The 17852-nt window shown below is 38.3% G+C and carries 15 protein-coding genes; 10 read left to right on the forward strand and 5 right to left on the reverse strand.

What is annotated here, in order from left to right:
- Nucleotides 1-13: 13 nt before the first annotated feature.
- A complete protein-coding gene (locus tag F4V57_RS13160; protein ID WP_070071116.1) occupies nucleotides 14-958 on the reverse strand; it encodes a PDR/VanB family oxidoreductase in 945 nt (314 codons plus the stop codon).
- Nucleotides 959-969: 11 nt separating this feature from the next.
- Nucleotides 970-2049, reverse strand: a complete 1080-nt coding sequence (locus tag F4V57_RS13165) for an aromatic ring-hydroxylating dioxygenase subunit alpha (protein ID WP_070071115.1) — start codon at nucleotides 2047-2049, stop codon at nucleotides 970-972.
- 357 nt (nucleotides 2050-2406) lie between these two features.
- Between F4V57_RS13165 and F4V57_RS13170 the strand changes: the two genes are divergently transcribed.
- Nucleotides 2407-3738 (forward strand): MFS transporter, encoded by a 1332-nt coding sequence (locus F4V57_RS13170; protein ID WP_070071142.1) that lies wholly within the window; start codon nucleotides 2407-2409, stop codon nucleotides 3736-3738.
- 56 nt (nucleotides 3739-3794) lie between these two features.
- On the opposite strand, the gene pobA is transcribed toward F4V57_RS13170, so the two are convergent.
- Entirely contained in the window at nucleotides 3795-5006 is a 1212-nt protein-coding gene (gene pobA / locus F4V57_RS13175; protein ID WP_070071114.1) for a 4-hydroxybenzoate 3-monooxygenase, read from the reverse strand.
- A 147-nt stretch (nucleotides 5007-5153) separates the two neighbouring features.
- On the opposite strand from pobA, the gene F4V57_RS13180 reads away from it, so the two are divergent.
- Nucleotides 5154-5963: an IclR family transcriptional regulator domain-containing protein gene (locus F4V57_RS13180; RefSeq protein ID WP_070071141.1), complete on the forward strand. Its 810-nt coding sequence runs from the start codon at nucleotides 5154-5156 to the stop codon at nucleotides 5961-5963.
- On the opposite strand, the gene F4V57_RS13185 is transcribed toward F4V57_RS13180, so the two are convergent.
- On the reverse strand, nucleotides 5964-6428 hold the full coding sequence (locus F4V57_RS13185; RefSeq protein WP_070071113.1) for a MarR family winged helix-turn-helix transcriptional regulator: 465 nt from the start codon (nucleotides 6426-6428) through the stop codon (nucleotides 5964-5966).
- Nucleotides 6429-6714: 286 nt separating this feature from the next.
- On the opposite strand from F4V57_RS13185, the gene F4V57_RS13190 reads away from it, so the two are divergent.
- From F4V57_RS13190 to F4V57_RS13220, 7 genes are all read left to right on the forward strand, one after another.
- Nucleotides 6715-7554 carry a p-hydroxycinnamoyl CoA hydratase/lyase gene (locus F4V57_RS13190; RefSeq protein ID WP_070071112.1) on the forward strand — a complete coding sequence of 280 codons (840 nt, stop codon included), beginning with the start codon at nucleotides 6715-6717 and terminating at the stop codon, nucleotides 7552-7554.
- Between the two features lie 35 nt (nucleotides 7555-7589).
- A complete protein-coding gene (locus F4V57_RS13195) occupies nucleotides 7590-9041 on the forward strand; it encodes an aldehyde dehydrogenase (protein ID WP_070071111.1) in 1452 nt (483 codons plus the stop codon).
- Between the two features lie 110 nt (nucleotides 9042-9151).
- Nucleotides 9152-11017 (forward strand): feruloyl-CoA synthase, encoded by a 1866-nt coding sequence (locus tag F4V57_RS13200; protein WP_070071110.1) that lies wholly within the window; start codon nucleotides 9152-9154, stop codon nucleotides 11015-11017.
- Between the two features lie 29 nt (nucleotides 11018-11046).
- The gene (locus tag F4V57_RS13205) at nucleotides 11047-12186 is read left to right on the forward strand and encodes an acyl-CoA dehydrogenase family protein (protein WP_070071109.1); all 1140 of its coding nucleotides are present in this window, start codon (nucleotides 11047-11049) and stop codon (nucleotides 12184-12186) included.
- Between the two features lie 64 nt (nucleotides 12187-12250).
- Nucleotides 12251-13528 carry an OprD family outer membrane porin gene (locus F4V57_RS13210; RefSeq protein WP_070071108.1) on the forward strand — a complete coding sequence of 426 codons (1278 nt, stop codon included), beginning with the start codon at nucleotides 12251-12253 and terminating at the stop codon, nucleotides 13526-13528.
- Nucleotides 13529-13552: 24 nt separating this feature from the next.
- Nucleotides 13553-13933: a PaaI family thioesterase gene (locus F4V57_RS13215; protein ID WP_141729301.1), complete on the forward strand. Its 381-nt coding sequence runs from the start codon at nucleotides 13553-13555 to the stop codon at nucleotides 13931-13933.
- A 67-nt stretch (nucleotides 13934-14000) separates the two neighbouring features.
- Nucleotides 14001-15347 carry an MFS transporter gene (locus F4V57_RS13220; RefSeq protein ID WP_070071106.1) on the forward strand — a complete coding sequence of 449 codons (1347 nt, stop codon included), beginning with the start codon at nucleotides 14001-14003 and terminating at the stop codon, nucleotides 15345-15347.
- A 219-nt stretch (nucleotides 15348-15566) separates the two neighbouring features.
- On the opposite strand, the gene F4V57_RS13225 is transcribed toward F4V57_RS13220, so the two are convergent.
- Nucleotides 15567-16358 carry a Crp/Fnr family transcriptional regulator gene (locus F4V57_RS13225; RefSeq protein WP_070071105.1) on the reverse strand — a complete coding sequence of 264 codons (792 nt, stop codon included), beginning with the start codon at nucleotides 16356-16358 and terminating at the stop codon, nucleotides 15567-15569.
- Between the two features lie 426 nt (nucleotides 16359-16784).
- On the opposite strand from F4V57_RS13225, the gene F4V57_RS13230 reads away from it, so the two are divergent.
- On the forward strand, nucleotides 16785-17804 hold the full coding sequence (locus F4V57_RS13230) for an ABC transporter substrate-binding protein (RefSeq protein ID WP_227515726.1): 1020 nt from the start codon (nucleotides 16785-16787) through the stop codon (nucleotides 17802-17804).
- Nucleotides 17805-17852 lie beyond the last annotated feature (48 nt).

The raw sequence follows: 17852 nt of genomic DNA on the forward strand, positions 1-17852 counted from the left end.
GTTTATAACTTCTTTATAATTCAATCACTAATTTTGCAGTTTTCGCACGTGAACAACAGGGTGTAAATTGTGTATTTGCAGCATGTTCTGCATCTGTCATAAATAAATCACGATGTTCTGGAATACCTTCTATAACGTTTAATATGCATGTACCACAGATACCTTGCTCGCATGATAGCGGAATATCAAAACCATGTGTTATTAATGCTGTGGCAACAGTTTGATGTGCAGGGACTTCTATTGGTGTGTCATAACCTTTGATCTCGATTGTAAAGGCCTGATCACCTGATGTATCTATTTTTTCAGCAATAAAATGTTCTTGATGAATTTGTGCATTTTGCCATTCTGTTTGTCGTGCGGACTGGATGACAAAATCCATAAAACCATTTGGACCACATACATAGAGATGGCGTGTATCAGCGCGTTGTGCCAAGATTTCTGCCATATTTGCTTTGCTTTCAGGTTCTTCATTAATATGAAAATAAATCTGATCAGCAAAATGTGCGGTTAGATTGCCATAAAAAGCAATTTGCTCACGACTACGGACAAAATAGTGTAGTTCAAAAGAGATATTGTTACGTTTAAAATGATATGCCATTGCCAATATTGGGGTAATGCCAATACCTCCTGCAAATAGCACGGCACTTTCTGTTTCAGGATGTATCTCGAATAAATTGCGTGGCTGGCCAATTGATAAGATATCACCTTCATGATATTGCTCATGCATACATGCAGAGCCACCTCTAGAATTTGCATCATGCAAAACGGCAATCACATAACGATGTTGTTCACTGCAACAATTTGATAAGGAATATTGTCGTGTTAAACCATTTTTTAAAAATACATCAACATGTGATCCCGCACTAAAAGGAGTTAATGCGGTTGAATCAGTTGCAATTAACTCGAATGCACGAATTGTTGGTGTGAGTTGATGAATTTTATCAATAATGACATCCATGTCATGACTCCTTATATAATGCGAATATTGGGAAATTGCCGTGTTTGACCTGACGTTGGCAGTGTTGGCTTTTCGGCATCGAGTAAACGATCAATAATTTTGCGGGATTGCACACCGCCTGCATCAATATTCAGCATCAATAGTTTACGATTTGGATAATTGAGAATATTTTGTTGTTGGCGTTCAAGCATTTCCAGATCTTCAGTAAAAATTTTGCCTTGACCTTCACGAATACTACTGGTTAACTCTGGATTATCTGGCTGGAAATTACGTGCCATTCCCCAAAAATACCAATGTGACGTTTCTGTTTCTGGCGTAATAAAATCTACGACAACAGCAGATACTTTTTTATTTTTCGGTGCATCATAGCCACCATGACCAGCCAATGCCACCCCAACTTCGATATGTACATTACTTGGTGCATAAAAATGGCAACGTTGCCAACGATCAATTAAAGCCTCATCAGGCAAATAATTACCTCTTAATGCCATTTGCCAAAATGGGGGGGCATAAATATTCTCCATATAGCGTTCAGTAATGACATGATCACCTTCCACTTTGGTTGTAGGGGCAGCTTCATCAATTTCTTTTTGTCCGATACTGCTTGCATGTACATAGGTTTCGTGGGTCAAATCCATTAAATTGTCGATCATTAATTTATAATCACAGTGGATATGGAATAAACCGCCACCATAGCCCCACTCGGGATTATCGGCCCATTCAAGTTCGGGTAATGCGTTAACATCAGCCTCATCTTTATTTCCCGGCCAAATCCAGATAAATCCAAATTTTTCAATCACGGCAAATGTTTTATTGCATGGAAAACCATTGACTCTTTGACCTGGCATGGAAACAGTTTTTCCTTCACAGCCCATGACTAAGCCATGATAACCACAGACCAATTCACCATTTTCGACATAACCTAAAGAAAGTGGTGCACCGCGATGTGGGCAAAAATCCTCGACTGCAAATACCTGTTGATGATGACCACGGTAAAAAACAATATTTTCACCGCAAATTTTTCGTCCTAAAGGTTTATCTTGTACTTCTTCGGGGCGGCAAGCGACGTACCAAGCATTTTTGATAAACATTGTGATGACTCCTTATCACTTATTGGATCCAATTTATTGGATTTAATCGGTATTGGTCAAGTGATTTTTGTTTAAAATAAAGAAAGACACAAAATAACAGTTTATTATTAAAATTAAATATAGATTTATGTAGATATAATTCAGAAGCTTATAAAAATTAGATGGTAATTTATCTCTATTATATATTTTGATCTGTTGCTTTTTTGGATCCAATATTCTAATTTTATAAGATGAAATAGGAATTTCAGTTAAAAATCATTTTTTAGGCAATTATGGATATGGATATACATAATCACCCAATATTTCACCATGTATGGTGCAAAACGTGTGCTTCCGATCCAGATTGGGAGTACCTTTATGTCAAGTAATACAATTTTAACGCATATCAACCAACAGCCGATGACAATGTATCAATGGTTTGTGATCGGGATCTGTATTTGTTTGAATATTATCGATGGCTTTGATGTCATGGTTATGGCATTTACTGCGCCATCTGTGTCTGCTGAGTGGCATCTTAGTGCTTCACACGTGGGCATATTATTAAGTGCAGGTTTATTTGGTATGGCGGGAGGATCTATTTTTCTTGCGCCTTTTGCCGATAAAATTGGTCGTCGGAAATTAATTTTAACCTGTCTGGCAATTGCTGCTGCAAGTATGTTGGCTTCTGCTGAAGCGACCTCACACACTATGCTGGCAATATTCCGTTTTGTCACAGGTTTGGGTGTTGGCGGAATTCTGGCGAGTAGTAATGTGGTGGCAAGCGAATATGCAAATGTGCGATGGCGTAGTTTGGCAGTGAGTTTAATGTCCACTGGTTATGGAATTGGAGCCACATTAGGGGGAGTGTTGTCATTAACTTTAATTGGTGAGTTCGGTTGGCGTTCGGTATTTTTGGCTGGTGGTATAACAACAGTAGTGATGTTGGTATTGGCAATTTGGTTACTACCTGAATCATTGGATTATTTGTTTGCTAAACGTCCTAAAAACGCTTTATTGATTACAAACAAGATTTTGCAAAAAATGAAAATACAGACGATTGCACAATTACCTGATGCAGCAGTGTTAACCGTACAGCAAGAACAAACTGCCATATCAAAATTATTCCACGGCAATAAAGCACGACAAACCCTGTTGTTGTGGTTCTCGTTTTTTTTGGTGATGTTTGGCTTTTATTTTGTCATGAGTTGGACACCAAAAATTTTAATTGCTATGGGCATGTCGGCTAAACAAGGCGTGAGTGCCGGCATCTTAATCAGTATTGGTGGTATTTTTGGTGCAGCAATTATTGGTTTGTTGGCAGCTAAGATTCGTATTTTTTATGCATTGAGTTCATTTTTGGGTTTAACTGCCTTGTGTGTGTTTTTATTTGTGAGTGTGTCTGCTCAGGTGAGTACAGCATTTATTGTCGGTGTCTTTTTAGGTTTACTGATCAATGGCTGTGTTGCGGGTTTATATTCTATTTCCCCCACAATTTATGCAGCAGATGTGCGTAATCGTGGGGTTGGTTATGCCATTGGTTTTGGTCGACTGGGTGCAATATTATCACCGATTGTGGCAGGGGTATTCTTGGATCAGCATATCGCAGCAGCTACGATTTATGCTTATTATGGTGTGGTTTTCATTTTTGCCATTGTTTTAATTTTATTATTGAGCCGAGAAGTGAAACGTGAGCAACAGCAGATTGCTTAAACACTGGAAATGAAACAAGGTCTACTGATGTGGTCAGACCTTGTAAACTAGATGATTTAGACATTTAAGGCTTCGAGTTTTTTATCTGCTTCAAAGGGTAAGCCAACATAATTTTCTGCCAAAGAGCTTTGACCGGCATAAGATTCTAAAATATAACTTAGTTCGGCTTGTTTCATGCGGTGATCAAATTCTGATTCGTTATCAAAACGATGTAATAAATGCGTCATCCACCACGAAAATCGCTCAGCTTTCCATACTCGTGCCAGACATTTTTCTGAATATTGATTTATCCCTTTACTAGAATGTTGATTAAAGTATTGATCTAAAGCATCGGCTAAAAAGCCAACATCTGCTGTAGCGAGGTTTAAACCTTTTGCGCCTGTAGGTGGAACGATATGTGCTGCATCACCTGCCAGAAATAATTTGCCAAAACGCATTGGTTCGGTAATAAAACTCCGAAGTGGTGCAATGCTTTTTTCAATGGATATGCCTGTAATGAGCTTATTTCGACTATTTTCATCAAGGCGATTTTTTAATTCTTGCCAAAATGCATCATCTGACCAGTTTTCGACTGAGTCAGTTATGGGAACTTGCAAATAATAACGGCTACGGGTGTTTGAACGCATACTACATAAGGCAAAACCACGTTCAGATTGCACATAAATTAATTCATCTGCTACAGGGGGAACATCGGCAAGTACACCAAGCCAGCCAAATGGATAAACTTTTTCAAAAGTTTTAATTTTATCCTGAGGTACACTGGCACGGCATATTCCATGATAACCATCACAACCTGCGATAAATTGGCAGTCAATATGATAAGTTTGCCCATTTTTTTCAAAAGTAACGTAGGGATTGCTATCAAAATTATGAATATGTACATTTTGCGCATCGTAGAAACTTTGTAATTTTGCTGTTTGACGTGCATGCATTAAATCTTTGGTGATTTCTGTTTGGCCATAAACTGTAACTTGCTTGCCATCTGTCAGTTTGTTTAAATTAATTCTGTATTTCTTTTGATGGGTTAAAATTTCGATACCGTCATGGGTTAAACCATATTTTTCTAAATTTTCGGTCACACCAGCTTTTTTGAGTAAATCAACAGATACTTGCTCTAAAATACCTGCACGAATACGTGCGGCTACATATTCTGCACAACGTTGTTCGATGATAATGTGATCAATACCAGCTTTGTAAAGGAGTTGTCCAAGTAATAATCCTGCTGGTCCTGAACCAATAATAGCCACCTGTGTGTTTAACCTTTCCATGTCTTTGCATCCTTTTTGCTTGATCTAATAAGATGACTAAAACCTTACGATTTTCATTCATATTAGACCAGTTAGCTGCTCGTCATTTTGTCCGTTATTGATTATATTTGTCCGTATAATGGACAAAATATGGATAAAATTTTAAGTATGGACAAGCAAAAAAAGATTAATCCGATTTCATCAGAAGAAATTTTAAATGAACATTATATCAGTAGCCTTGCCAAAGGCATGCAGGTGCTAGAAGCCTTTGGTACCGAGCGACAACGATTGAGTGTGGGGCAGGTCGCTGCCAAAACCAAAATTAGCCGTACAGCAGTTCGTCGTTATTTGTATACCTTTAAATATTTGGGTTATCTTTCCAGTGATGGTACGCATTATTGGATTACTCATAAAGTACTAAGATTTTCAAGTGCTTACCTGAATTCTAGTTTTTTACCAAAATTAGCACAACCGTATCTTAATGCACTAAATCAGATGACAGATCTAAGTTTTTCGATTGTAGTTCTGGATGGTCATGAAGTTGTTCCGGTTGCACATAGTGTTATGCGTCAGAATGAGCAGTGCATCATGCCTTATGGAATTCATTTGGGTAACCGTTTACCTGCACATGCGACTTCGACTGGTAAATTACTTTTGTCTTATCTAAGTTCAGATGAGTTACAGCAATGGATCGAGCAGTTTGGTTTGAAACGCCTTACGCCATATAGCATTATCGATGAAGATGTATTTAAGCAGCGTATGATTGAAATTAGCCAGCAAGATTATTGTCTTTCAAAAGAAGAGCATGAATTGGGTGTTATCGCAATTGCCGTACCACTTTTATCTTCAACAGGTCATGCGATTGCGGCGCTTAATTGTATTAGTACCACTAATCAAATTGATGCACATGATTTATATGAACATATTTTACCAAAACTCAGGCAGACTGCTCAGGAAATCCGTTACGCCTTAAATTAGTTATTCATGATTTTGCGTGGTGTAATGCTTTAAATGATTGGACATGATGTCTAAATTATTTTTAATCACCATGGCGAGATTACTATCAATAGAGCCCAGCATTTGGCTTTCTACATGGCGAACAATTTCACGGCAAGCTTGTACTTTTTCCAAACCTAAAGCAGATAATTCAATCAGGATCCGCCGACCATGTTCCGGATCTGATCGCTTGGTAATCCATTGATGATTTTCAAGTTCTTGGATCACTTTGGTTGCTGATTGCGGTTTGATAAATGATAGCTCGGCAAGTTTGGCATTGGATAGACCGGGCTTACGTTGAATGACTGAGAGCATGGTAAATTGTGACAGTGAAATATTTAGTTTTTTCAACTCATCATTCAAAATTTTATTAATTAAACGATCAGTACGGGCAATTGCGTAACTTAAAGTCGTGCCGGATTTAGCGATGTTGGTATGCTCGGTCATTTTAATCAATCGTCCTAAACTAAATTATTGTAATAGCAGGGATAGGGTTGGGAATTAAAGCACAATTTATATCAAAATTAAATTCCTATTCAGCAAAATTAAATGTCATTAAAATATAATTTTTATCAGTCTAACTTATAATTAAGAAATTTAATAATTAAATTAATATGTTGATATTCAATAATTAAATTAAATTGTTAAAAATTAAATTTAATTATTGAATATAAGTCTGTCTTATATTATATTGAAAGCACAAACAGGATTGGTGTCAGTTTAGGAGTACAACATGACATACGAAAATAAATGGGAAACAGTGGAAGTTAAGGTTGAAAATGGCATTGCATGGATTACCCTCAATCGGCCAGAAAAACGCAATGCAATGAGCCCAACCTTAAATCGGGAAATGATAGATGTACTTGAAACTCTGGAATTAGATGATGAGGCACAGGTTCTGGTATTGACGGGTGCAGGGGATTCATGGACTGCAGGTATGGATTTAAAGGAATATTTTCGTGAAATTGATGCAAAATCTGATTATATTCAGGAACGTATTCGTCGTGACTCGTGTCGTTGGCAATGGCAATTATTGCGTATGTATTCAAAACCAACCATCGCAATGGTTAATGGCTGGTGCTTTGGCGGTGGTTTTTCGCCACTTGTTGCCTGTGATCTGGCGATTTGTGCCGATGAAGCAACTTTTGGATTGTCAGAAGTGAACTGGGGAATTCCACCGGGTAATTTGGTCAGCAAAGCCATGGCTGATACAGTCGGTCACCGTGCTTCTTTATATTACATTATGACAGGCAAGCCTTTTTCAGGACAGGAAGCTGAAAAAATGGGCTTGGTGAATAAAAGTGTACCGCTTCACCAACTCAAAGCAGAAGTCACCGAATTATGTCATGTGCTGTTAGAGAAAAATCCTATTGTTTTACGTTATGCAAAAAATGGTTTTAAGCGTTGTCGTGAATTAACCTGGGATCAGAATGAAGACTATTTATATGCAAAAATCGACCAATGTAGCCATCGTGATACCGAAGGTGGTCGTGCCGAAGGGTTAAAACAATTTCTGGATGAAAAAAGTATTAAACCGGGATTACAAAGCTACAAACGTAAAAAAACAGCTTAATACTCGAATGAGATGCACCAAAAAGGATATTGGTCATGCAAAATGTACAATTATTAATTCATGGACAGTCATTAGATGCAAGTCATGGGGCAACCTTTGAACGCATTAGTCCAATAGATGGCAAAGTCGCAAGTGTTGCGGCCGCAGCAAGCATTGAGGATGTTGATAAAGCCATTGAGTCAGCACATCAAGCCTTTGCAATGTGGTCAACATTAACACCAGCAGAGCGCCGATTACGCTTGTTAAAAGCCGCAGATTTGTTGAGTCAGAAAACACAGCAATTTATTGATGTTGCGGTAACGGAAATTGGTTCATCTGCGACTTGGTATGGATTTAATGTGCATCTTGCTGCCAATATGTTGCGTGAAGCTGCAGCGATGACCACACAGATTGATGGCAGTGTTATTCCGTCTGAGGTACCGGGCAGTCTGGCAATGGCTATACGTGTACCGTGCGGTGTCATTGTGGGCATGGCACCGTGGAATGCCCCGATTATTTTGGCTACACGTGCGCTTGCTATGCCACTGGCTTGTGGTAATACCGTAGTCCTTAAAGCCTCTGAATCGTGTCCGGCAACACATCGTTTATTGGGTCAGGTTTTGGCAGAGGCTGGTATTGGTGAAGGTGTGGTCAATGTGATTACTCATCGCGCTGAAGATGCAGCACAAGTTGTTGAACGGTTGGTCAGTCATCCACTGGTGAAACGTGTCAATTTCACAGGTTCAACCCGTGTAGGTAAGATTATTGCCGAAACAGCCGCCAAATATCTCAAACCGGTTTTACTTGAGTTAGGGGGTAAAGCGCCAGTTATCATTCTCAATGATGCCGATCTGGAAGAAGCGGTCAATGCAGTTGCCTTTGGTGCTTTTTTTAATCAGGGTCAAATCTGTATGTCAACTGAGCATGTTTTGGTACAGGCTGATATTGCCGATGTATTTACTGAAAAACTTACCGAAAAAGCCAGAACTTTGAAAGCAGGTGATCCAAGAATCGCAGAGAATCAACTGGGTACAATGGAAAGTGTTAAGGCTGCCCAGCGTATGCAGCTTTTATTACAAGATGCGCTGGATCATGGCGCGATACTACCTTTAGGTATTCACATAGAGGGTACTATTGTACAACCCAGTATTGTTGTTGATGTGACAAAACAGATGAAATTGTATGCTGAAGAATCTTTTGCACCGGTCTGTACCATTCAACGATTTAACAGCATTGATGAAGGCATTGCTTTGGCGAATGACAGTGATTATGGCTTATCTGCAGCAGTATTTAGCCAAAATATTGCTCAGGCACTTGCGATTGCCAAGCGTATTGAATCGGGAATCTGCCATATTAATAGTGCAACTGTACAGGATGAGGCACCAATGCCATTTGGTGGCGTGAAGCAAAGTGGCTATGGACGTTTTGGCAGTAAGGCATCTATTGCCGAATTTACAGAATTACGCTGGATTACAGTACAAACCGACTCCCGACATTATCCAATCTAAGCTGCCTGAGCCAGGTAGAAGAGATGCTCAAATGAATTAAGCCAAAATAATCATTTCGCATGATGCGATATATGGATGACATGAGGTTATCCGAATACATGGAGTATGCAATGGCACACGCAAAAACAGTTCCGCCAAATTATCCCGAGCGTTATGTGCGTTTGGGTAGCCATGAGATTAATTATGAATATAAAGATGGTGCACTCTATATTTATCCGCAAGAACAGTTGCAGGATTATCCACAAAAATTAACGGATTGCTTAATTCAATTTGCCAAAACACACCCAGATCGGATTTTTGCAGCGAAACGTGATGAAAATGGTGAATGGATCAAGCTTAGCTATGCGGAAGTTGCTCATCGTGCATGGCGGATTGCTCAGGCATTACATCAACGTAATTTGTCAGAAAATCGTCCCTTAATTATTTTATCAGGCAATGATCTTGAACATTTGGTTTTATCAATGGCAGCCATGTTCGCCGGTGTACCATTTTCGGCAATTTCACCATCTTATTCTTTGATTTCAAAAGATTTTGGTAAGCTTAAACATGTCATTGATGTTCTGACACCAGGTATGGTTTATGCCAATGATGGCCAGTTATTTGCCAAAGCCATTCAGGCCTGTGTCAATGATGATATGGAAGTGGTCACCAACTCTGGCAAAGTGGCTGAAAAATCGTGTACATGCTTTGCACATTTACTTGATACACCGATTACAGATATTCAAACCCATTATGCAACTTTGGATGAGCATACCATTGCTAAGTTTTTATTTACCTCTGGCTCTACAAAAATGCCAAAAGCTGTACCAACCACGCATTTGATGCTGTGTGTTAATCAGCAAATGTTATTGCAAACATTTCCAGAATTTGCAGATGAGCCTCCTGTTTTATTGGATTGGCTTTCTTGGCACCATACTTTTGGTGGTAGTCATAATGTCGGAATTGCTTTATATAACGGTGGGACGATTTATATTGATGATGGAAAACCCGTAACAGGTAAATTTGATGAAACAATCCGTAATTTAAAAGAAATTTCACCAACAGTTTATTTTAATGTACCCAAGGGCTGGGAAGAGCTCACCATTGCTTTGGAAAATGATCAGGAATTGCGTGATCGTTTCTATGCAAAAGTCAAAATTTTATTCTTTGCTGGTGCAGCATTATCCAATGCTGCCTGGGATCGTCTAGATCAAATTGCACAACAACATTGTGGTGAAAGTATTCGGATTATGAGCGGTTTAGGTATGACGGAAACAGCACCATCGTGTGCATTTACAACAGGGCCACAAGTCATGGCTGGTTTTATTGGTTATCCTGCTCCGGGATGTACCATCAAATTGGTGCCTACAGGCGACAAACTGGAGTTTTGTGCCAAAGGAAAGCATGTGATGAACGGCTATTGGCGCTTAAATGCCGATCAGCAAGTCAATGTTTTTGATGATGAAGGGTTTTATCACACAGGTGATGCCGTGCGTTTGGTTGATGCCAAAGATCCACGCCAAGGCCTGATGTATGATGGACGCCTTGCCGAAGATTTTAAACTTAATACAGGAACATTTGTGAATGTGGGTACCTTGCGTAATCGGGTTTTATTAACGGGAAATCAATTCATTCAGGATGTGGCGGTAACAGGCTGTAATCTGGCATCACTTGGCTTTTTAATATTCCCCAAAATGGATGCATGTGCCGAACTTGCAGGGCTGGATCGACAAAATAACAGTATTGAAAAAATTCTCTCCCATCCCGAAGTCCGCGAATGGTTTGTACAATTTTTAAAGCAATACAACCAACAGGCGACAGGCAGCTCCAACCGTGTCAATAAATTATATTTGATGGCAGAAGCACCTCAACTTGATGCTGGTGAAGTCACTGATAAAGGTAATTTAAATCAGGCAAGTATCCTCAAACACCGCCATGCTTTAATTGATGCTTTGTATGATGAAACCACAACGCATTCATTCATTATTCGAATTTAAATTGATCAAACATCAAAAAGGACATGATGATGATTCAGGATCAAGACTATGAATTATTTCGCAGTAACTTTCAGCGTTTTTTGGCTGAACATGTTGCACCGTATTATGAACAATGGGAAGAAGATGGCTTAATCCCACGTGAGCTATGGTACAAACTTGGCGAAAACGGTTTTCTATGCGTTGATGTGCCAGAACAGTACGGTGGTTATGGTGCACCGGTTAAATATTCCTTAATGCTTGTTCAGGAAACTGCACGTGCGGGATTTACCGCATTGGCGGTGGCGATAGGTGGGCAAAGTGAACTGGTTTCTCCCTATATTCAAAATATTGGTAGCGAACAACAAAAGCATGATTGGTTACCCAAGATGGTGACAGGAGAGGTGGTGGTTGCGATTGCCATGACGGAAGCCAATGCCGGTTCAGATTTACAGGCCATTCGTACTCAAGCTGTTCGTCAAGATGATCATTATATTATTAATGGTAGTAAAACCTTTATTTCCAATGGACGCCATGCCGATTTAATCGTACTGGTTGCCAAGACTGATGCAGCTAAAGGCGCGAAGGGAATGTCGATTTTTCTGGTTGATGCAACGTTGCAAGGGGTGGGGAAAGGCCGATCACTCAAAAAAATTGGTTTGCATGCGCAAGATACGCTTGAATTATTTTTTGATCATGTTGAAGTGCCTGTTAATCAATTATTAGGTGAAGAAAATCAAGGTTTTACTTATTTAATGCAAGAATTACCACGTGAACGTTTAAGCATTTCAATGATGGCTATGGGGTCGATTCAAGGTGCAATTGAATTGACTGCACAATATGTGCAGGAACGTAAAGCTTTTGGGCAATATCTAAGTCAAATGCAAAATACTCGTTTTGTCATTGCTCAGGCAGAGATTAAGGCCAAAGCTGCAGCAGCATTTTTGCAACAATGCATTAATTTATATCAACAGCAACAATTGAGTATTACCGATGTGGCTGCATTGAAATGTTTTATCACTGATGTACAAGGAGAAATCGTCGATCAATTACTACAACTTTTTGGTGGTTATGGCTATATGCAGGAATATCCGATTTCGCGGTTTTATGTGGATGCGCGTGTACAACGGATTTATGGAGGAAGCAACGAAATTATGAAAGAGATCGTTGCACGGTCTTTACTTGGTAAATAAGCAAAAGTGATTTGTTTATTGAAACACTTGGATGTGAATTTTATAAATTTTCAGGATGAAAATGATGCAAAAATTATTCATTATTCCGGCTTTATTGGCGGTATCTATGCCGATTTATGCTGACGGTTTTATTGATGACAGCTCAGTGAGTTTAACAGCAAGAAATTTTTATATGAATAAAAATTTCTATAACAATACGGTTAATCAACCTTCAGCAGTGTCATGGGCGCAGGGTTTTATTTTTGATGCAAAATCGGGTTATACAGCGGGTAAAATTCAATTTGGGGCAGATATGATTGCCACGCTTGGCATCAATATCAATTCCGACAATGCTGGTCGGGGGATGTATGTCGTGCCATCGGATGATACAAGAACATGGGGTGATGTGGCATTGACTGCGAAGGCGAAAGTCAGTCAAACCGAGCTAAAAGTGGGTGCACTGAATATCATGAATCCTGTATTTATTACCTCACCGGCACGTTTGTTACCACAATTATTTCAAGGAATCTCTTTAAGCTCAAAAGATATCGATAATTTTGAATTATCAGCAGCCTACGTCAATAAGGTTAATCATCGTGATTCAACAGATTGGGAAAAAATCAGCTTAGCCAATACCAATTGGCGTTTTAAACAGCAAGCCACAACGGATGCAGTATATTTTGCTGGTGGTTATTATAAATTTTCACCTCAAACCAAGGCACATTTGTTCTATCTTAATGTCGATAATATTTATGACCAAATTGAAGGTGGTTTGGAAAATACTTATCCGTTAACCGAAAATATCAATTTGCTCAGTGATGTCAAATATTATCGTAGCCGTGATATTGGCGATGCCAATGGCGGCAATATCGATAACGATATGTATATGGCAAACTTTGGCTTTCAGCGTGGTGCGCATAAATTATCTTTAGGGACGATTATCAATAGCGGCGAAACAGCTTTTCCTTATCTTTATAACAGTGAAGTTGGTGTTTTTCTGGATACATGGCCCAATGAATTCTGGAATGCGAAAGAGCATACCTACAGTATTCGTTATGACTATGATGCCAAAGCATTTATCCCAGGATTAAGGTTTATGACACGATATACCTATGCCAATAATATTCATACTACAAACAATCAAAGTTTGCCTGGTGGTAATCCTTATTTGCTTGGTGGCGATGATCTGCATGAAAGCGAGCTTGATTTTGATCTGATGTATCGGGTGCCAGAAGGTAAATTGAAAAATCTGGGTTTCCGTATTCGTCATGCCATTTCGGACAATAATATGACTTCAAGTGCAGCAATTAAACCGACAAGGGAAACACGTGTAAATATTGATTATACCTGGAAATTTAAATAAATCTCACGGTAAGGGAGTTGTATGATGTTTGATTTTTTAAAATTACCGCCAATACATCATTTTTTAGGCGGTCATGATATTGAATGGGATGCAGGACAACGAACTCTGCAGATCAAATATCAGACCCAGCAAAGTTTCACCAATCCTCGTGGCAGTATTGAGGGCGGTATGATCTGCGCTATTCTGGATGATGTGATGGGTGTTTTAAGTGCCTTAAATCATACCGAACGACCAGCCACAACAATTAATTTACATACAGATTTTTTTAGACCATGTCAGGTCGGTATAGTGGCAACCAAAGCATGGTTTATCAAGGAAGGGCAAAAAGTGCTGAGTATGGAAAGCGAAGCATGGCAAGACAACAAGTTGATTGCCAAATGTAGTGCAGCATTTTTGGTTTTGTAATGATTCATGTCAGCTTTGCTTTGATTGAAAAACAAAGCACAATGACAACATAGAATAAGGATTTTTTATGTTCACACATCCAATTCGAAGCGACATTGATAATTTACCAATGTCCAGATTTCAATGGCTCATTATCACGATTTGCCTACTACTCTATATCGTTGATGGTTATGACTTTATGGTGATGGCGTATGTGGCGAGTGCTGTATCAGGTGAGCTTGGTCTAAATGGTACTCAGGTCGGGACTTTAATTAGTGCCGGTATTATCGGTATGACCGTAGGTTCACTGTGTATCGCACCTCTTGGTGATAAAATCGGACGCCGTAATCTTGTGCTGATCAGTACTTTAATTTGTGGTGTCAGTATGGTGGCGGCAACATTTGCGCAGACCTTTAATGAACTTGCCATTGCGCGTTTTATTTCCGGTATTGGTATTGGCGGCATTCAAATTAGCTGTATGGTTTTAACTGCTGAATTTTCTGCCAAAAAAGTACGCGGGTTTAATCTTGCCCTACTTTCCGCTGGTTATGGTTTAGGAGCAACAATTGGCGGAATTTTGGCAGGTGTTTTTATTGAGCAGCATACTTGGCGGTATGCTTTCATGTTTGGTGGTGTTGCAACACTTGTTTTATTGCTGGTTGCTTATGTTTATATTCCAGAATCAATGGATTATTTATTGAATAAACAGCCTAAAAAAGCTTTGGCAAAAATCAATGCGGTGTTGGCAAAACTAAAACGTAAATCCATTACTAATTTGCCAGTAATTGCTGCCTCAGGACAGCAACAAGGTACAGTTAAACAATTATTTGCCTCACGTTATCTTGCACAGACTCTTTGCTTGTGGATAGCAATGTTTTTTCTACTTTATGGTTTTTACTTTGTCATGGGTTGGACACCAAAAATCATGGCACAATCTGGTTTATCGCCACAAGCTGGTGTACAAATCGGCATGTGGGTGAGTATGGGCAGTATTTTAGGTTCGTTAACACTTGGATTACTCACAACAAAATTTAAAATTTTCCATATTCAAGCGGTTTTCCTGTTTTGTGTGGCAATGACGATCTTTGTCTTTGTCAATATGACCAATCATCTGGATTTATTGCCCGTGATTGCTGTCATTTTAGGTTTTTTTCTCAATGGTTGTATGGCAGGAATTTATACTATTTCAGCAGTGGTATATGAGTCTGATGTTCGCTCTACGGGTGTTGGTTTTGCCACAGGTTTAGGGCGTTTTGGCGGTATATCATCACCAATCATTGCAGGATATTTTCTTGATCAGGGTATTACACCATTAAGTTTGTATGGTTCTTATCTCTTTATTTTTGTTATTGCAGCAATTGCAATTATGGTGTTAACGCGATTGTATTATCGTAAAAACCATACACAAACATCAGGTGAGATTGTTAAGTCATGAACAAAAAACCATTTCACTTTCAGGGGGATGTCGAAATGGTTTGCTTTAACAAAATACCAAAAGTTCAAATAAAATACATGGAAAGCCAAAATTCTTAGCTGAATGCAGCTCGTTGAAGCCAAGATTCAACTGAATACTCCGCATACAACAATCTATTCGATGACAGCAGAAACCAATGTGTGCATTTGATTTAAAAAATTAATTATTTTTCAAATTGGTTTATTGAATCAGATTTTTTAATTTCTGAAAATCAAGAATATAAATTTGATGGTATCTGACTTTAACAATACCTTCCTGAGTTAAAATAGCCAATTCTCTATTAATATTTTTCCTTGATGTATTGAGTAATTCTGCCAGATTTTCCTGACTCAGTTTAATTCTAATTTTAATGTTTGATTCAAATTGTATGGAAAAATACTCAATTAAATAAAGTAATTGTCTGGCAAGTTGTATCTGTAAAGGTTGAGTTGTCTGATAATAGCAATCATGATATTGATGATGTGAACGATTGCAGATTAACTCAAAAACAGCGTAAAGTACTTTCGGATTGCATTGAAGAATATTTACAAATATATCGCCCGGAATAATGGCAACAGTAGTTGGTTCGTGACTGATGTGGTCATGTCCAAAGCATTGATGGGTAATAATAGGCACAATATTGGTCAAGATACCGGCAGGTAAAAATTTATAAATATAGTGTTTACCTTCCGGTGAAGTCCATGCAGTTCTAATAATGCCATTGAGAATAAAGGTGACTTCATTACAAGTCTGGTCAGCAGTATAAATATAATGTTCAGCTGGATAATGTTGTATTTTTAGATTATGGCAAATATTTTGTTTTTGTTCTTCTGTACATAATTGAAAAAATTTATATTCAGCTAGTTGTTCAATCGCAAGTTGATAATAATTATTTGTTATTTTATTTACAGGATGGTTTGACATTCTACGCTCAATGATTTTATTGGTACCGCCACCGATGTCCAATAAAGGCAGATCATTAAAACTATTCATACTTGGCTACCTTACGCATTCTTTGATGGGTGATGATTTCAAACCATAAGTTGGCTGGGTAATGCATATTTCTACAATAAAATTATAACTGTATGATTTTACTTTAAAATTTATAAAGATGCCTTAGCTTATATAAAAATGAAAATAATTTTTTATTGCAGATGACTTCTTGAATTTTATGCCTTGAGTGGATGAAATTTATATATTTTTTATCACTATATAAATCACTAAATGCTAAAACATCTGGGGCAAAAGCTACAGATTAGGCATTTAGCTATCGTTTAAATTGTACTTCATATATTGGTATTTAGGGATTTGATTCATGATTGATAAACATGTTTTCAAGTCAATGCAAAATATTTATGGGGGAAGTTGATGAACAATATAATCCGATTTTATCAGTATTTCTTAATATTATGTTTACTCATGACTTCACAGACTATTTTAGCGCAATCACCGACAGTCATTCGGATTGCTTCGCCTGATGTTAGTGCTGGAAATAAACATGCTGGTGGTGGAGTAGTAGACGTTTTATATGTTAACCAGTGGCTGGAAAAAGAATTTGCCAAAAAAAATATTAAAATACAATGGCTATTTTTCAAAGGTGCCGGACCAGCAATTAATGAAGCTCTGGCCAATAAACAAGTTGATTTTGCTTTTTTAGGTGATTTTCCCTTGATCATTGGTAAGGCCGGTGGATTAGATACTCAATTGTTGTTGGCTGTAGGGCGTGGCAGTCCAAGTTATCTCGCCGTACGTTCTGATGTCAATATAAAAAAACTATCCGATCTTAAAGGCAAAAAAGTTGGTTTACTGCGTGGAACAGCAGATGAACTGGGTTTTATCACAGCATTAAACAGTCAAGGCATTAATTCTCGAGAAGTACGTATTATTAATCTAGATTTTAATGCAGTTAATGCAGCTTTAGTTGCCAAAAAAATTGATGCTTCGTGGGGGCCAGCAAGGTTTTTTGCTTTACGTGATAAAGGGGTCGTGAAGTTACCGGTAAATAGTAACCAGCTTAATGGTGCAGGTTCAATGCAAGGTGGATTGATCGGGCGCCGGGAATTTATTCAGATTCATCCATTAGAAACTCAGCAAATTGTGAATCAGGTTGTAAAAGGTTTGTACTGGTTATCCCAAGAGCAAAATAGAGTACCTCAAATTGCCCTGTTTTTTACTCAGGCAGCTTATCCTGCATCAGTTTATGCACAGGCATTACAGGCAACAAACTTAAAATTTGCGTATTCCCCATTACTGGATCCATATTATTTAAATCAATTACAGAACAAAATTAATCTTGCAAAAAATCAGGGCTTAATTAGAAAAAATATTGATGTGAAATCGTGGATAAATCCTTCATTCACAAATCAGGCTTTAAATTATTTGCAAATTAAAAACTATTGGCAAGCCACAGCGCAATATCAATCTCGCGAACGTAAATGATATTAGCCCATTATTTTATATAAAACTTATTTATGAACATTAAGGAAA

The sequence above is a fragment of the Acinetobacter qingfengensis genome (genome assembly GCF_008693185.1).
Taxonomy (GTDB): domain Bacteria; phylum Pseudomonadota; class Gammaproteobacteria; order Pseudomonadales; family Moraxellaceae; genus Acinetobacter; species Acinetobacter qingfengensis.

What these genes read in the sequence shown, in the direction of transcription:
- F4V57_RS13210 (WP_070071108.1), top strand. Translation starts at nt 12,251, where the DNA reads ATGCAAAAATTATTCATTATTCCGGCTTTATTGGCGGTATCTATGCCG.
- F4V57_RS13205 (WP_070071109.1), top strand. Translation starts at nt 11,047, where the DNA reads ATGATTCAGGATCAAGACTATGAATTATTTCGCAGTAACTTTCAGCGT.
- pobA (WP_070071114.1), bottom strand. Translation starts at nt 5,006, where the DNA reads ATGGAAAGGTTAAACACACAGGTGGCTATTATTGGTTCAGGACCAGCA.
- F4V57_RS13220 (WP_070071106.1), top strand. Translation starts at nt 14,001, where the DNA reads ATGTTCACACATCCAATTCGAAGCGACATTGATAATTTACCAATGTCC.
- F4V57_RS13190 (WP_070071112.1), top strand. Translation starts at nt 6,715, where the DNA reads ATGACATACGAAAATAAATGGGAAACAGTGGAAGTTAAGGTTGAAAAT.
- F4V57_RS13185 (WP_070071113.1), bottom strand. Translation starts at nt 6,428, where the DNA reads ATGACCGAGCATACCAACATCGCTAAATCCGGCACGACTTTAAGTTAC.
- F4V57_RS13215 (WP_141729301.1), top strand. Translation starts at nt 13,553, where the DNA reads ATGTTTGATTTTTTAAAATTACCGCCAATACATCATTTTTTAGGCGGT.
- F4V57_RS13165 (WP_070071115.1), bottom strand. Translation starts at nt 2,049, where the DNA reads ATGTTTATCAAAAATGCTTGGTACGTCGCTTGCCGCCCCGAAGAAGTA.
- F4V57_RS13195 (WP_070071111.1), top strand. Translation starts at nt 7,590, where the DNA reads ATGCAAAATGTACAATTATTAATTCATGGACAGTCATTAGATGCAAGT.
- F4V57_RS13160 (WP_070071116.1), bottom strand. Translation starts at nt 958, where the DNA reads ATGGATGTCATTATTGATAAAATTCATCAACTCACACCAACAATTCGT.
- F4V57_RS13230 (WP_227515726.1), top strand. Translation starts at nt 16,785, where the DNA reads ATGACTTCACAGACTATTTTAGCGCAATCACCGACAGTCATTCGGATT.
- F4V57_RS13170 (WP_070071142.1), top strand. Translation starts at nt 2,407, where the DNA reads ATGTCAAGTAATACAATTTTAACGCATATCAACCAACAGCCGATGACA.
- F4V57_RS13225 (WP_070071105.1), bottom strand. Translation starts at nt 16,358, where the DNA reads ATGAATAGTTTTAATGATCTGCCTTTATTGGACATCGGTGGCGGTACC.
- F4V57_RS13200 (WP_070071110.1), top strand. Translation starts at nt 9,152, where the DNA reads ATGGCACACGCAAAAACAGTTCCGCCAAATTATCCCGAGCGTTATGTG.
- F4V57_RS13180 (WP_070071141.1), top strand. Translation starts at nt 5,154, where the DNA reads ATGGACAAGCAAAAAAAGATTAATCCGATTTCATCAGAAGAAATTTTA.